This window comes from Ruegeria sp. I1 (genome assembly GCF_056532675.1).
The window spans coordinates 614,665-628,831 of record NZ_JBQFNM010000001.1; the positions used below are offsets into that span (position 1 = coordinate 614,665).

14 protein-coding genes are annotated in these 14,167 nt (G+C 58.6%); 6 read left to right on the top strand and 8 right to left on the bottom strand.

Going from position 1 to position 14,167, the window contains the following annotated elements:
• Nucleotides 1-23 precede the first annotated feature (23 nt).
• A complete protein-coding gene (locus tag ACR0DH_RS03135) occupies nt 24-680 on the bottom strand; it encodes a DsbA family oxidoreductase (RefSeq protein WP_480547090.1) in 657 nt (218 codons plus the stop codon).
• On the bottom strand, nt 677-2,194 hold the full coding sequence (locus tag ACR0DH_RS03140; protein WP_480547092.1) for a class I adenylate-forming enzyme family protein: 1,518 nt from the start codon (nt 2,192-2,194) through the stop codon (nt 677-679). Before ACR0DH_RS03140 ends, ACR0DH_RS03135 begins: the two co-directional genes overlap by 4 nt.
• A 64-nt stretch (nt 2,195-2,258) precedes the next feature.
• Here ACR0DH_RS03140 and ACR0DH_RS03145 point away from each other — a divergent pair, with 64 nt between their 5' ends.
• Complete coding sequence (locus ACR0DH_RS03145; protein WP_480547094.1) at nt 2,259-2,882, top strand: helix-turn-helix domain-containing protein; 624 nt, start codon at nt 2,259-2,261, stop codon at nt 2,880-2,882.
• On the opposite strand, the gene ACR0DH_RS03150 is transcribed toward ACR0DH_RS03145, so the two are convergent.
• Nucleotides 2,871-3,110 carry an SPASM domain-containing protein gene (locus ACR0DH_RS03150; RefSeq protein WP_353006984.1) on the bottom strand — a complete coding sequence of 80 codons (240 nt, stop codon included), beginning with the start codon at nt 3,108-3,110 and terminating at the stop codon, nt 2,871-2,873. The two genes, ACR0DH_RS03145 and ACR0DH_RS03150, sit on opposite strands and share 12 nt — an antisense overlap.
• 534 nt (nt 3,111-3,644) lie before the next feature.
• Entirely contained in the window at nt 3,645-5,459 is a 1,815-nt protein-coding gene (locus tag ACR0DH_RS03155; protein WP_480547096.1) for an extracellular solute-binding protein, read from the bottom strand.
• Between the two features lie 299 nt (nt 5,460-5,758).
• Here ACR0DH_RS03155 and ACR0DH_RS03160 point away from each other — a divergent pair, with 299 nt between their 5' ends.
• Both ACR0DH_RS03160 and ACR0DH_RS03165 read left to right on the top strand, forming a co-directional pair.
• Nucleotides 5,759-6,532, top strand: coding sequence for a 3-hydroxybutyrate dehydrogenase (locus ACR0DH_RS03160; RefSeq protein ID WP_480547098.1), 774 nt, complete (start codon nt 5,759-5,761; stop codon nt 6,530-6,532).
• Nucleotides 6,533-6,596: 64 nt separating this feature from the next.
• A complete protein-coding gene (locus ACR0DH_RS03165) occupies nt 6,597-7,622 on the top strand; it encodes a patatin-like phospholipase family protein (protein ID WP_480547100.1) in 1,026 nt (341 codons plus the stop codon).
• Here ACR0DH_RS03165 and ACR0DH_RS03170 read toward each other — a convergent pair whose 3' ends face one another.
• The 3 genes from ACR0DH_RS03170 to ACR0DH_RS03180 all read right to left on the bottom strand — a co-directional run bounded on the left by ACR0DH_RS03170 (nt 7,623) and on the right by ACR0DH_RS03180 (nt 10,166).
• Complete coding sequence (locus tag ACR0DH_RS03170; protein ID WP_480542777.1) at nt 7,623-8,300, bottom strand: DUF502 domain-containing protein; 678 nt, start codon at nt 8,298-8,300, stop codon at nt 7,623-7,625. It lies immediately after the preceding gene.
• 64 nt (nt 8,301-8,364) lie between these two features.
• Nucleotides 8,365-9,276, bottom strand: a complete 912-nt coding sequence (locus ACR0DH_RS03175; RefSeq protein WP_480547102.1) for a pseudouridine-5'-phosphate glycosidase — start codon at nt 9,274-9,276, stop codon at nt 8,365-8,367.
• The gene (locus ACR0DH_RS03180) at nt 9,273-10,166 is read right to left on the bottom strand and encodes a PfkB family carbohydrate kinase (RefSeq protein WP_480547104.1); all 894 of its coding nucleotides are present in this window, start codon (nt 10,164-10,166) and stop codon (nt 9,273-9,275) included. The genes ACR0DH_RS03175 and ACR0DH_RS03180 overlap by 4 nt, the downstream gene beginning before the upstream one ends.
• 152 nt (nt 10,167-10,318) lie before the next feature.
• Between ACR0DH_RS03180 and ACR0DH_RS03185 the strand changes: the two genes are divergently transcribed.
• Entirely contained in the window at nt 10,319-11,434 is a 1,116-nt protein-coding gene (locus ACR0DH_RS03185) for a hypothetical protein (RefSeq protein ID WP_480547106.1), read from the top strand.
• Here ACR0DH_RS03185 and ACR0DH_RS03190 read toward each other — a convergent pair.
• On the bottom strand, nt 11,427-12,050 hold the full coding sequence (locus ACR0DH_RS03190) for a thiamine phosphate synthase (protein WP_480852332.1): 624 nt from the start codon (nt 12,048-12,050) through the stop codon (nt 11,427-11,429). The two genes, ACR0DH_RS03185 and ACR0DH_RS03190, sit on opposite strands and share 8 nt — an antisense overlap.
• Nucleotides 12,051-12,215: 165 nt before the next feature.
• Between ACR0DH_RS03190 and ACR0DH_RS03195 the strand changes: the two genes are divergently transcribed.
• Both ACR0DH_RS03195 and ctaA read left to right on the top strand, forming a co-directional pair.
• Nucleotides 12,216-12,959: an RNA methyltransferase gene (locus tag ACR0DH_RS03195; protein ID WP_480547110.1), complete on the top strand. Its 744-nt coding sequence runs from the start codon at nt 12,216-12,218 to the stop codon at nt 12,957-12,959.
• A gap of 62 nt (nt 12,960-13,021) precedes the next feature.
• Entirely contained in the window at nt 13,022-14,167 is a 1,146-nt protein-coding gene (gene ctaA, locus ACR0DH_RS03200; protein ID WP_480547112.1) for a heme A synthase, read from the top strand.

A 14,167-nucleotide genomic window follows, 5' to 3' on the forward strand; every position in this document is an offset into this window, starting at 1 on the left:
ATTTTGCACAGAGCTCTGTGCTTCTATGCAGAGGAAGCCTCAAGTTGAGACATGATCTCGCCAATCACTTTCTCCCACATTTCAGGGGGTTGAGCACCTGGAACGGCGTGTTGATTGGCAACGATGAAGGTCGGAACAGAACCAACACCCATTTCGCGTGAATGGGTATCGCGGTTGCGGATATCTTCGCGGTCGGCGTCGGATTTCAACAGTTTCAGCACCACTGCCGCATCCATACCCGCACTGTCGGCAATGTCAGACAGAACCTCCGGGTCGCCGATATCGCGGGCCTGAACGAAGTAAGCGTCGAACAGTGCATCGACGACGGCGTTCTGCTTTCCCTCGATCCCGGCCCAGTGGATCAGGCGATGTGCGTCCAGCGTGTTTGGCGTGCGCTTCATCCCCTCAAAGTCGATTTTGAGGCCCGCATTCTCGGCATGTTCAACCACGGGTGCATAGGCGCGCACCGCACTGTCCTTGCCGCCGAATTTCCGTTCCAGATATTCGCGCCGATCCATGCCTGCGTCGGGCATATCGGGGTTCAACTGGAACGGGTGCCACTCAATTACAAAGGGGTGGTCCGGCACCTTTGCCAAGGCTTTGTCCAGATGGGTTTTGCCGATGTAGCACCACGGGCAGATCGGATCGGACAGGATATCAAGCTTGACGGTCTGGGTCATTCGGTGGTCGCCTTGAAATAGGCCGGCAATGCGCGGCGCAGGAGTTTGCCGTTGCCGCCGGTCGGCAACTCAGGAAGGTGAACGAAGGCACGCGGTTGTTTGTAGCGTGCCAGATTGGCTTGGACATAGGCGCGCAAAGTGTCCTCGTCCAGCCTTTGGGGCCCAGTATAGAAGGCTGCTATCACAAATGTGTCCGGTTTGACTTCAACCGCTGCGGCGCCGACCTGTGTGATGCCAGGATAGTTGGACAAGACGGATTCGACCTCTACCGGTGAGACGCGATAGCCGCCTGCATTCATCATATCATCGCCCCGCCCCAGATAGGTGATCTGCCCATCCACGGCCATGGCCCCATGATCGCCGGTCAGGAACCAATCGCCCTGCATACGCTGCGCGACCTCATCCGGTGCGTTGAGATAGGTCAGCATCAGGCCTGGGTCAGATCGATGGATAGCAATGGTTCCGTCCTGTCCTTGTGGAACGGGACCGTCGGGCCCAAGGATCGCAACGCGGCGACCGGGTTGTGGCTGCCCCAGCGCTTCACCACGTGCGGGATGCGCCGGGCTGGAGGAGATGAAGGTCGAGCATTCCGACATTCCATAGGCCTCAAACAGGTCAGTGCCGGTGGCGGACTGCCAGCGCGTATGTAACTGCGGAGACAGCTTTTCTCCGGCGCAAAGCCCATGACGCAGATCTGGCAGATCGATCTGTTCCGGGCCTTGCAGCATCTTGCGGAACACGCCGGGTGCGGCGGCAAAAATCGTGGCGCGGTTGCGCCTTAGCAATCCGGGCAGCGCGGCGAGATCGGTGCCGGGTTCCGGAATCAGAGCCGTCGCGCCGATGGTCCACGGATCCATCAACCCCGTGCCCAGCGTGTAGGTCCAGTTAAACGCCCCGGCGTGGCAGAGGCGATCCTTCTGCGTCAGCCCATACCAGCCATCCACCATCATCTGCCGCGCCCAGATGGCACGATGCGCATGGGCAACCGCGCGCGGTTTGCTCGAGGTGCCCGAGGTGTAAACCACATAGGCCAGCCGCTCGGGATCACCCAATTCAAATTCGGCGGCGGGCAGGTCGCGCATCGCTTTCAGCGCTGACAGGTCGATCTGATGCGGATGTGCAGCGCAAGCTACTGATGGATCACGCAGGATGGCAGACGGGGAAAGATCGGAAAAGATGCGGGCCGTTTCCGGTTCGGTCAGTTGCGACGAGGTCGGTACCGGCACGATTCCCACCGCGATCGCACCAAGGTAAGCGATGGGGAAATCGACGGTGTTTCCCAACCGCATCAGCGCGATGTCTCCGGGGGTCAGACCAGCCTGCAACAGGCCGGCGCCCGTTCCCAGAACGGCGCGTTTCAACCGGCTGTAACTCCAATCATCCGTGTTGTTTGCGCCCAGAACCGACAGGGCGGTTTTGTCCGGCAAGCGATCCGCATGACGCAGCACATGGGCGGCCAGATTGAACGGCGCAGGGCAGGGCGCGGGTGACCCCTGATCAAAGATCGATAACATGCTGTCTGGCTAACGCGGCGTCTGCTGCGTTGCAAGCCGGGCTGGCTGGTCCTATAGAAAGGCCATGAGCTCGCAAGATCCCAAGTCCCTAATCCGCATTGCCCGCGAATCCGGTGTTGAGGCAGAGGTTGAACCTCTGGACCTTGGCGTGCGTGTCCGCGAACTGCGCAAGGCACGAAACTGGACGCTGGAACAGGCCGCCACGCAGGCCGGGCTGGCGCGCTCGACCCTCAGCAAGATCGAAAACGGGCAGATGTCGCCTACCTATGATGCGCTGAAAAAGCTGGCCATCGGGTTGGAGATTTCGGTGCCGCAGCTGTTCACTCCGCCACAGCGCGATCAGGTGATCGGGCGCATGGCGGTGACCCGGATGGGCGATGGGACGGCCCATGCCACCGCAACCTACGAGCATGAGTTGCTGGCCGAGACGCTGACGAAAAAGCAGATGTTGCCTTACCGCGCACGGGTGCGTGCCCGGTCAATGGACGAGTTTGACGGATGGGTGCGCCATGATGGTGAAGAATTCTTATATGTGCTGACGGGTGTTGTGCGCCTGTACACCGAGTTCTACGAGCCTGTTGAAATGCGCCGGGGGGACAGTGCCTATTATGATGGCAGCATGGGGCACAATGTCGTGTCGGTCAGCGACGAAGATGCCACGATCCTGTGGGTGACGTCACTTGGCTAAGGCTGCATGCGCCAGTTCGTGGTTCAGGCGTTCGGTGAACAGGAAATCCTCGACCTCTTCATGGGCTTCATTCACCGTCAGATGATGACGTTCGGCCAGATAGGCCTCGAACCGTTCACGATTGTTCCAGACGCTGTCCATGTCCTGATCTCTCAGGTTTGGAAAACGCCGTTTTGCGCGGGCATAAGTGGCGCCCAGCTCTTTTGTAAGTTCTGCCCAGTTCAACATGTGCGAGCCTCCCTTGATCCGACCTGGACTGCTCTCCCCCACCGATAGGGTACGAAGCAGTTACAGTAACCTCAGACATGACAAAATGTCGCAGGTGGTGTGCGGGTTGTTTGCCAAAGAAAAACCCGCTGCGGGTCGTCCGCAACGGGCCTTTGGACCTGAGTTTGTGAGTGAGTGGTAGCCGGTCCGATGTAACGAGGTCAGTGTCAATGTCCTGCCTGTTTAGGTGTCTGATATGAAAGAGCTAATTTTCTGCTGATCGTGTGTTTCCCTACACTCAGGCTATATCACTAGAATATGATGAGTAAAATGAATTGATGACTATGATCGGAAACCTACCAAATTTAGCTGTCTGACACGTATGTTGCCGATCTTTCTTCGCCACCACACTAAACATGGGGCGCATGTCACCCTGTGCTGATTATTGCCGAAGCAGGATAGCAAAAGGGTCGGGGCGCGATCGGAGCCTCGCATCCAGTGTTCGGTTCAACAGGCCATTCGCTTTGTGAGGCTTTTGGTGCGACGCAAAGGGGTTTAACCTTCGTACCACCAGATCTCCGGCATGTATTGCGGCCCGTCGCCGTAGATCGGCAGCGTTTCAGGGAATTTCAGTTCCTGGATATGCGCGATACGGCCAACATCGAAATTCCAGATCGGAATGACATACCGACCTGCTGTCAAAACCCGGTCCAGTGCGCGGGTCGCTGCGACAAAATCCTCGCGAGACTCCGAGGCCAGCATGGCATTGATCATCCCGTCCACAGCCGGTGAGACAACGCCCATCAGGTTTCGAGTTCCTGGAGTATCGGCGTTTTCGCTGCCCCAGTACAAGCGCTGTTCATTACCCGGAGACAGGGACAGCGCACGGCGGAACGGGGTCATGTCAAAATCCAACTCGGCGATGCGGCCCGTATATTGCGCATTATCCACCTGTTCGGTGAGGACCTGAATGCCCAACCGCTCCAGCGCGCGGGCATAGATCTCGACCGCTGTTTGCATCTCGGTATCGCCCTGTTGCAACAAAACGCCTATCCGGAAAGGCTCACCATTCTGGTTCTGTAAAACACCGCCCTGAATGGTCCATCCGGCCTCAGCCAGCAGCTTGGTTGCTTCGCGGATATTGCTGCGATTGCGGGCTGAGCCGTCCCCTTCGGGCAATACATAGCCCTCCAGAGTGCCAGGGGTCAGGTCCTCCTGAAACGGTTCCAACAGCGATTGTACTTTGCCGGTGGCGGGTCCGGGCTGCATCGCCAGATCGGAGCCCGAGAAATATGAGGTAATTCTGGGCTGCGCGCCGCCCGTAATCGTGTCGTTGATAAATTCGAAGTTGAAGGCCAGCGTCAGCGCCTCGCGCACGCGCCAGTCATCGAACGGGGCTTTGCGGGTGTTCATGACAAGCCCGGTCATGCCCGAGGGCTTACCGTGTGGGATTTCGGTTTTGATCACGTCGCCACGCTGGATGGCGGGGAAAGCATACTGGTTGTCCCATTTGTCGGCGTTGAATTCACGCACAGCGGATAGCTCTCCGGCCTTGAAGGCCTCAAACAAAACTGTGGCATCGCCGTAGAACTCAATCCGCATCTCATCCAGGTTCATCGTACCGCGGCGGAATGGGATGTCTGCGCCCCAATAGTCAGGGTTTCGGCGCAGATTGACGTATCGGCCAGCCTCAAAGTCATCGATCACATAGGGGCCAGTGCCGATCGGGATGTCTTGCAGCGGGGCGTCGGCAAAGCTCTTGCCCTCCCACTGAGCTTTTTTGAGGATCGGCCGCAGCCCAGCGATCAAGGCCAATTCGCGATCGGGTTCATTGAACGAAATCCGGACCGTGCGCGGGCCGGTTGCTTCGATACTGTCGATCTTGGACCACAGCCCGCGGTAGCGCAGATGACCTTCGGTGCCCAATGTCTGGAACGACCAGATCACATCCTCGACCGTTACAGGTGTTCCGTCGGAAAACGCTGCCTCTTCCCGCAGCGTGAATTCGACCCAGGACCGGTCCGGCGCCGTCTCAACCGATTCGGCTAACAGTCCGTAAAGAGTGAAAGGTTCGTCCCAGGACCGGCCCATCAGGCTTTCATGGGTCCAAAATCGCAATTGCCACGGAGAGGTGCCTTTTTGCACAAACGGGTTCAAACTGTTATAGCCGCCCGTATTCCCAAAAACGACCTTGCCACCTTTGGGCGCATCCGGATTTGCATAGGGCAGAGACACAAAATCCGGTGGTAGAGCCGGATCGCCATACATAGCTATGCCATGTGACGAATCTGCTTGCGCTAAAGGGGCTGCCAAAATGCAGGCGATTCCCGCTGCGAGTAAACGAAGAGGGCGTAGAAAATCCGGGCTCATTTTGGAAACAATCCTGCTCTGGCCTTATTTTGTTGGGTATCATCGTACCGATGATTTTTCTTATTTTCAAACTTTTAGCTTGGATGAAGGCATGGAATTGCTTATAAAGGTCTCACTGCTCGATAGGTTTCTTGCCTGTATGAAACCTGCCTCAATAACTTAACGCCCGCTTCGTGCGGGCGTTTTTTTTGGCTACGGCAAGCCGTATCAGCGCGAGACTTTAGCAGCGTCTTTCCCCGTTTTCTTTGCAGGTGCAGCATGGCATGCTGCATTTGAACAGAGGTCAGCGGAGAATGGTTATGAGCCTGTCGGGAAAAACAGCTATCATCACAGGATCGAATTCGGGGATCGGTTTGGGCATTGCACGCGAACTGGCCAAGGCCGGGGCAGACGTGGTCTTAAACTCATTCACGGATCGGGATGAAGATCATGCGCTCGCTGCCGAGATCGCAAAAGAAACGGGAACCAAGGCGCGCTACATCAAGGCCGACATGTCGAAGGGCGATGAATGCCGCGCTCTGATTGCGACGGCCGGGGCTTGCGATATCCTGGTCAACAACGCGGGCATTCAGCACGTCTCGCCCATTGATCAGTTCCCGGTCGAGAAATGGGATGCGATTATCGCAATTAACATGAACTCGGCCTTTCATACCACGGCGGCAGCCCTGCCGGTGATGCGTGCGGCAGGATGGGGACGGATCGTCAATATCGCATCGGCCCATGGTCTGACGGCTTCGCCCTACAAGACGGCCTATGTCGCGGCCAAGCACGGGGTTGTAGGGATGACCAAATCGGTTGCTCTGGAGACCGCGCAGGAACCGATCACCTGCAACGCAGTCTGCCCGGGCTATGTGCTGACACCGCTGGTTGAGGCGCAAATCCCAGACACGATGAAGGAATACAACATGAGCCGCGAAGACGTGATCAAGAATGTCATGTTGGAGCGGCAACCATCCAAAGAGTTTGCAACAGTCGAGCAACTGGGTGGCACCGTGCAGTTCCTGTGTTCCGACGCGGCGGCGCAGATCACAGGCACGACCATTTCCGTGGATGGCGGCTGGACGGCTTTGTGAGCTATCATGGGGGCTCTGCCCCCATACCCCCGGGATATTTTTGGCCAGATGAAGAGGCGAAACCATGAAACGGATCAATCTGGCTTTGCAGGGTGGTGGGGCGCATGGGGCCTTCACCTGGGGCGTTCTTGACCGAATTCTGGATGAAGAGGATATCGAAGTTGCGGCGATCACCGGAACCTCGGCCGGGGCGTTGAACGGGGCGGCGTTCAAATCTGGGATGGTGCATGCAGGCCGCGACGGTGCGCGGGCACGATTGGATGAGTTGTGGAAACAGATGGGTGCTGTAGGTGACATGCGCCTGACCAACTGGTTTCGCGGGTTGGAGCCGTCCAGCATCGCGCAGGCTATGGAGTATTCGCTGCCCTATTCGGTGGGCGAGGCCTGGTCGCGGATGGTGTCGCCTTATGCCTATGGGCCGTTCTATACCAACCCGCTTGAGCTCGTTGTAGACCGGTTCAACTTTGAAGAAGTCTGCGCCGATCAGGGGCCAGGCCTATTTGTCTGTGCAACCTGCGTGCGCAGCGGCAAGATCCGTGTGTTCACGGGCAGCGAGATATCGACAGATGCTATTCTGGCCTCGGCCTGTTTGCCGACCTTGTTCAAGGCAGTTGAGATTTATGACCCAGAGACCGAGCGGATCGAAGCCTATTGGGATGGCGGGTATACGGGTAACCCGGCCTTGTATCCTTTGTTCGGTGATGACCTGCCGGATGATGTGGTGATTGTGAACATCAACCCACTGGAAAGGGATGAATTGCCCATCACGCCGCAGCAGATTCAGAACCGGATCAACGAGATTAGTTTTAATTCTTCGCTGTTTCGCGAGTTGCGGGCGATCAGTTTTGTGCAGCGCCTACTGAAAGAAGGTAAACTGAAAGCGGGTGAGATGAGCCGCGTGCTAGTGCACATGATCGCGGATAACGACCTGATGAACGGCCTGTCTGTTGCCACCAAGACGGTGCCCAACCCGGTGATCCTGCATAAGCTGAAACGGGCAGGTCGGGATGCTGCGGATGGGTTCCTGTCGCGGCATAAGGGTGATCTTGGGCAGAACAGTACCGTCGATCTGCCTGCGATGTTCGGCTGATCACTCGGGCGGCTGGGTCGGATCTTTTTCGTTCGGATAGACCAGCCCAGCCGAAATCACCAGTTTGGCCGCATCTTCGATGCTCATATCCAGCAAGATGACGTCTTCTTCTGGGAAGAACAGCAAGAAGCCTGAGGTCGGGTTGGGTGTGGTCGGTATGAAGACGCTCAGCAGGTCGCCACCGGTTTCGGCCCTGACATTGACTTCGCCTTTGGCTGTAGTCGACACGAACCCGATCGCCCAGATGCCGCGGCGCGGGTATTGAACAAGACAGGCTTTTTCAAAGGACCGCTCGGTCTGGGCGAACACGGTTTCCGAGATTTGTTTGATCCCGGAATAGATCGACCGCACGATGGGCATTCGGTTCACCAGGCTTTCAGTGAACGAGATAAAGGATCGGCCAAGGATACCTTTGGCGACCCAGCCGACCAGAATGGTGAAGATCAGGAAGATAATGACGCCAACGCCGCGCAGGTTGATGCCCACATATTGCTCGGGCTGGAATTGATGCGGCACCAAAGGCAACACCGCACTGTCGATCCAGCCAACGACGGACCAGATCAGCCATACGGTCAGCCAGACCGGCGCAATCACAACGATTCCCGTTAGGAATGACGCACGCAGGCGCGCGAACAGACCGGGGCGGCGATGGGGTTTTTCGTCAAACGGTGTATTCATTGCGGATCCGAGTGGCTTGCCGGACTAGTTAAGCAGTCCGGCGGGCCGGTGCAATAGGGCAGAATTACGTGCTGTTTGCCAGTGCTTTAGCGATATTCGCAGCCAGTCGTGCGTTGTTGCGGACCAATGCGATATTTGCGGTCAGCGACCGGCCTTGGGTCTTTTCAAATATCCGTTGCAGCAGATAGGGCGTGACGGCTTTTCCGGTGATGCGGTGCGCATCCGCGTCGGCCTGCGCCTCGGCGATGATCGGCGCCAGTTCCTCGGCTGGGATTTGATCGGCGGCGGGGATCGGATTGGCGACCAACTGACCGCCGGGCAGACCCAGCGCGCGGCGGGTGGCGTGGGCCTTGGCGATGGCCTCGGCGCTGTCCATCCGCAGGGGCGCAGCATAAGGGGATTTGGCCGACCAGAAAGCCGGGAACTCGTCTTGGCCATGCGCGATGACGGGCACACCCAGAGTTTCTAGCACTTCGAGTGTTTTGGCCAGATCAAGGATGGCTTTGGCTCCAGCAGCCACAACAGTGACTGGGGTTTGGCCAAGCTCGTGTAGATCAGCAGAGATATCGAACGAGGTTTCGGCCCCTTGGTGTACACCGCCAATACCGCCGGTCGCAAAAACCTCGATCCCTGCATAATGCGCTGCGATCATCGTCGCGGCGACGGTGGTGGCACCGGTACCACCGGTTGCAATGCAGGCCGCCATGTCCGCGCGTGACAGCTTGGCGACGCCCTGAGCTTGACCCAAAGACTGCAACTGATCCGGTTCAAGACCTACGTGCAGCGCACCCTCGATCACCGCCATCGTGGCCGGAACGGCGCCCGCATCACGAATATCTTGTTCAACCTGGGCCGCGACCTCGATGTTCTGGGGGTAGGGCATACCATGGGTGATGATGGTGCTTTCCAATGCCACGATGGGCTGACCTGCGTCCTTGGCGGCGCGGACCTCGGTGGAATAGTGGATGTTGATCACAGGGGAGTTTCTCCGGAAACATAGGTTGCGGCGGCGTTCAATGCGCGGGTGAGGGCCGTTTGTTCATCGGCCCCGTTTGATTCCGAAGCGATATGCGCCGCCATGAAAGTGTCGCCCGCGCCTGTGACGCGGGTCACCAGAACGGATGGGGGTGTCTGGGTCAGAACGCCTGTTGCTGATCCCACGGTCGCGGAACTGCCGCCATCGGTGACCAGGACCCGCAGCGCACCGCGATCCAGCAGGCCTTTGGCGGCGGATTCGGAATCGGTGAACTCGCGTTGGCAGAGCAACCCAGCCTCTTCCAAATTCACATAGAGCGTCGCACGGGCGTGTTTCAGGAAGGGCAGCAGGCGTTCGGCCTTGCCGGGCGAAGCCGGCGCAACCCGCAGGTCTGCCTTGGCAAAGGCCGGGCTCTGCGCGATTTCTTCCAGCAGGTTCAGTGTCAGGTTCCCATCCAGCGCAATCGGGCCTTCAAAGGGCGCGTTTTCGTATCCCAGAGGACCCTGCATCAACGGGCGCAGGATTTTGGCCCCGGCTGCCTCAAGCGAATGCGCATCGGCGATGGCGGCAATTAAGCCATTCGCCCCTTCGACCGCCATATAGCGATCAGTGGGCAGGTCTTGCGAGCGGTAGATATGCTCGGTCACCATACCGAGCCGTGCGCAGGCGTTTGCCAGTTCGTCACCTTCGGGGTCGCGTCCAATCGCGGTCAGCAGGGTCGGCGTCATGCCAAAGCGCACCAACGTCATGGCGATGTTCATCGCAACGCCACCGGGCAAACGGGTGATCCGGCCTGGCACGTCCGATCCTTGTCGCATGGCACTGGCGGATCGTCCGATCACGTCCCACAAGACGGAACCGATACACAGGATTTCGCTGTTCTGAGTCATGCTGCTGTCATGCCGCAGCACCGGGGGGCGTGCAAGAGGGTGCTCGCAGATAAAGCCGCGCGCTCAACTGTTCGGGCTTGCGATCCGAAGCATTCGGCGGGAAACTTGCCGCATATGGTTTCTGATTTGATTTTATTCGCAGAGTGTCACGCATGAGCGGGTTGGTCCGCCTTATCCTGATATTGCCGGTCGTTTTGACCTTGTTAGCTGCGCCAACTAGGGCGCAAACGCATCCGCCGAGCATTGTCGAGTTCTGGACCAAAGCAGAGAGCCTTCTGATTGAGATCAGCCTGAATGCCGAAATGTTTCTGGCCGGGCTCGACCCCGACACGCAACCGGATGTTGCGGGCAATGCGCGCTATCGAGAACTCCGCCGGCTGGTCTCATCCGAGTTGGAGGTCGAGGTGCGGGGCTTTGTTGATGGCTGGGCGGCCTCTTTGCAGGTTGAGATCGAAGGACCGGTTGGTCTTTCCTATGAAGGCGTGCGCATCCCGGTGGTTGGGGATCCGGACAAGCCCCGTCTCTCAAAGCTTTTGCTGACGGCACCCTTGCCCGAGGGGGCATCGGCGCTGCGGCTGACATGGCCTTCCGGTCACGGCCCCGTTGTGATCAAACAGCAGCGTGTCGAGGCACCCTATACCGGCTACCTGATGGCCGGAGAGACCAGCCCGCTGATCCCGCTGCAAGGCGGCGCGGCGCTGAGCGGACAACAAACGATACAGGTGTTTCTGGTCAAAGGTGCAGAGCAGATCGTAACGGACGGTATGCGTGTATTTGCGTTGGCCCTGGCTTTGGTCTTTCTGTCGCTGTCCCCAAGATCACTGGTCCTGCAATTGGTCTTTTTGTCCCTCGGCGCGGTTTTTGGGCTGGCGTTGTCAGCATACGGAACATTGGTGCTGTCGTCCGTTGTTACGACGATGTCGTCGACGGCAGCGGTTGTGGTGCTGGCGCTTTGGAATCTGATCCTGCGCGGTATTCATGTGTTTCGCCTGTTGGCGGTGTTTGCCATTGGCTTGTTGTTGGGCAACGCGCTAAGCCAATCGTTGAGTGCGATCGGTGCGCCGCCGGATCACCTGCCGCCGGCGCTTTTGGGATATGCGATTGGCTATCTGGCGGTCCTGTCAGCTGCTGCTGCGACCGCGTTGGCTGTTGTCTCCGTGATTGCGGGCGGATCCCATCGCCTGCGCAGTCGTATCTCGGTTTTGGGCTCGATCCTGATTGCCGGTCTGGGTGTCTATTGGATGATCGAGCCTTGGTTGTTTAGCTAGCTATGCACTCAAGCAGAGTGTTCAGCGCCACCAGCGGGTCCTCGGCAGACCAGATTTCGTTGCCGACGCCAAAGAAATCTGTGCAGGGGGACAGGGTGCGGATCAGGTCGGGGGTCAGGCCGCCCTCGGCCACAACGGGAACTTCGATCATCTCAGACCACCATTGAAACAGGTCTTTTTCCGCCAAGGTACCGTCACCCAGGTGAGAGGTGCCTACCGGGCCGAAGGCGACATAGTCGACGCCTGCCTCACCTGCGGTCATGCCGTCATGGCTGGAGGCCCCGCAGAAACTGCCAACGATCGCGTCGGTGCCCAATTCCTTGCGCGCAGCGCGCACCGACCGTGCCCCGTCAACCAGATGAACGCCATCCAGCCCAAGCCGCTGCGCCATCAGAACATGGTTCGAAATCACAATCGCCACATCGCGCACATGAGCCACTTCGCGGCAGGCATCAGCGGCGCGGGCAATGGTATCCTCATCATTCCCGGCCAGAGCGAGGCGAATGCACGCAATCTCGGACCCGTCGAGCACCCGCGCCAGTTGGTCCGGAAAGGTACTGAGCGTGATGGTCGGGGGCGTGATCAGGTAAATCTGCGGCTGCTCTGGAGTGTCCATGTGCGCGTCCTTCGGTATTCAGTTCCTCGCGCGGTTTAGCGGATTGCCGTAGGGAAGCAAACTTTTTTGCCTGCCGAGCGGGTATTTGGAAACAGAAGAAGCATGGTGCGGCTTGCCCTTCGTCTATGCGGCGACTAGAGCAAGCGGAGTTTTTCGGAGACAGTCATGCCAAGCGATACATACCAGCCCTCTTTCGTGCTTGTGCGCCCGCAGATGGGGGAAAACATCGGTGCCGCCGCGCGGGCGATGTGGAATTTCGGGCTGGATCGGATGCGGATCGTGGCGCCGCGCGACGGGTGGCCGAACCCGAAGGCGGTGGCAATGTCGAGTGGGGCGGGGCGACTGCTGGATGAGGCGCAATTGTTTGACGATCTGGCGGGGTCGCTGTCCGACACCACATTTGTCTTTGCGACGACGGCGCGGCAACGCGGTCTAACAAAACCGGTCTACAGCCCGGAACGGGCCATGCAGATCGCGGCGGAGAAGGCGGCGGCAGGCGAAAAGGTCGCCGTTTTGTTTGGGCCCGAGCGCGCTGGGCTGGAAAATGAAGACATCGCCAAAGCCAACGCGATCATCTCGGTTCCCGTGAACCCGGAATATGCCTCGCTGAACCTGGGCCAATGCGTCTTGCTAACTGCTTATGAATGGATGCGCCAGACCGGTGATGTGGTGCATGAGGCCACCGATCTGGGCAAGGGCGACTGGGCGACCGGGATCGAGGTCGAGAAGCTGGTCGAACATTATGAAGACCGGCTGGAAGAGGCGGGTTTCTTCTACCCGCCGGAAAAGGCCGAAGGCATGAAGACCAATCTGCGCAACCTGTGGTCGCGGATGCGAATGACGCGGGCGGATGTGCAGATGTTGCACGGTGTCATGCGTCAGATGGTCCGTTGGAAAGACAAAGGGTAAAGCTGGACCTTGCCCCTCACTGGCCCTAGCTTGCGACGAAATCCAGGACATATGAGGACAGCATGAGCGCCAAGCGCAGCATCTTCGAAGACGTCTCAGACACCGAAAAACAACAAGCCGTTCAACCCGGTATGATCGACAAGGGCCGTGGCGGGGCACGCAAGGCGATCCGGGCGTGGCTGATGATCCTGTTCGCTCTGGTCGTTGTGATGATCGCCGTAGGTGGCCTGACCCGGCTGACCGATAGCGGGCTTTCGATCACCGAATGGCGTCCGATCACCGGGGCCATTCCGCCGAAGACCGAGGCGGAATGGCAATCCGAATTCGACAAGTACAAGGAAATCGACCAGTGGCGCATTCAGAACCAGTGGATGGAGCTGGATGATTTCAAATTCATCTACTGGTGGGAATGGGGCCACCGCCAATTGGGCCGCGTGATCGGCTTGGTTTGGGCGCTTGGTTTCTTTGGCTTCCTGATCGCGCGCAAAATCCCCACGGGTTGGACCGGCAAACTGCTGATCCCCGGTGCCTTGGGTGGCGTTCAGGGTGCGGTTGGCTGGTGGATGGTCGCCTCGGGCGTGACACAGGGCGAAGGGATGACGGCGGTTGCCAGCTACCGTCTGGCGACACATCTCGGCTTGGCCTTTGTGATACTTGGGTTCCTCGCGTGGTATATCTTTGAACTGGGCCGGGACGAGCGCGACCTGATGCAGGCGCGCCGCGCGAAAGAGGCGAAGCTTTTCTCGCTCTCGACCGGCCTCCTGCATTTCACCTTTTTACAAATCCTCATTGGTGCACTTGTCGCCGGGATTGACGCTGGGCGGTCCTACACCGACTGGCCTCTGATCGGTGGGCAGCTCTTGCCGCCAGATGCGACCATGCTGGAACCGATGTGGCGCAACTTCTTCGAAAGCCCCGGTCTGGTGCAGTTCATCCATCGTTGCGCGGGATATCTGCTGTTCATCTTCGCCATCATCGTATGGCGTCAGGGTCAGACCAGCGCCCATCCGCAGACCCGCTTTGCTTTCAACGCAGCCTTTGCAGCCCTGTCTCTGCAGGTGGTGGTCGGGATCGTCACGGTCGTATATGCAGCCCCGTGGCAGATCGCCATTTTCCACCAGTTTATGGCCGTCGTAGTCTGGACCCTGATCCTGCGCGCGCGCTTCCTGGCGGCCTACCCAATTGCAACATCTGTGCGCGGAGTTTGA

Excerpts from the sequence above, each read along its gene's own strand:
- ACR0DH_RS03155 (WP_480547096.1), bottom strand. The coding sequence starts at position 5,459 with ATGAGCCCGGATTTTCTACGCCCTCTTCGTTTACTCGCAGCGGGAATC.
- ACR0DH_RS03165 (WP_480547100.1), top strand. The coding sequence starts at position 6,597 with ATGAAACGGATCAATCTGGCTTTGCAGGGTGGTGGGGCGCATGGGGCC.
- ctaA (WP_480547112.1), top strand. The coding sequence starts at position 13,022 with ATGAGCGCCAAGCGCAGCATCTTCGAAGACGTCTCAGACACCGAAAAA.
- ACR0DH_RS03190 (WP_480852332.1), bottom strand. The coding sequence starts at position 12,050 with ATGGACACTCCAGAGCAGCCGCAGATTTACCTGATCACGCCCCCGACC.
- ACR0DH_RS03150 (WP_353006984.1), bottom strand. The coding sequence starts at position 3,110 with ATGTTGAACTGGGCAGAACTTACAAAAGAGCTGGGCGCCACTTATGCC.
- ACR0DH_RS03195 (WP_480547110.1), top strand. The coding sequence starts at position 12,216 with ATGCCAAGCGATACATACCAGCCCTCTTTCGTGCTTGTGCGCCCGCAG.
- ACR0DH_RS03185 (WP_480547106.1), top strand. The coding sequence starts at position 10,319 with ATGAGCGGGTTGGTCCGCCTTATCCTGATATTGCCGGTCGTTTTGACC.
- ACR0DH_RS03160 (WP_480547098.1), top strand. The coding sequence starts at position 5,759 with ATGAGCCTGTCGGGAAAAACAGCTATCATCACAGGATCGAATTCGGGG.
- ACR0DH_RS03180 (WP_480547104.1), bottom strand. The coding sequence starts at position 10,166 with ATGACTCAGAACAGCGAAATCCTGTGTATCGGTTCCGTCTTGTGGGAC.
- ACR0DH_RS03145 (WP_480547094.1), top strand. The coding sequence starts at position 2,259 with ATGAGCTCGCAAGATCCCAAGTCCCTAATCCGCATTGCCCGCGAATCC.
- ACR0DH_RS03170 (WP_480542777.1), bottom strand. The coding sequence starts at position 8,300 with ATGAATACACCGTTTGACGAAAAACCCCATCGCCGCCCCGGTCTGTTC.
- ACR0DH_RS03135 (WP_480547090.1), bottom strand. The coding sequence starts at position 680 with ATGACCCAGACCGTCAAGCTTGATATCCTGTCCGATCCGATCTGCCCG.
- ACR0DH_RS03140 (WP_480547092.1), bottom strand. The coding sequence starts at position 2,194 with ATGTTATCGATCTTTGATCAGGGGTCACCCGCGCCCTGCCCTGCGCCG.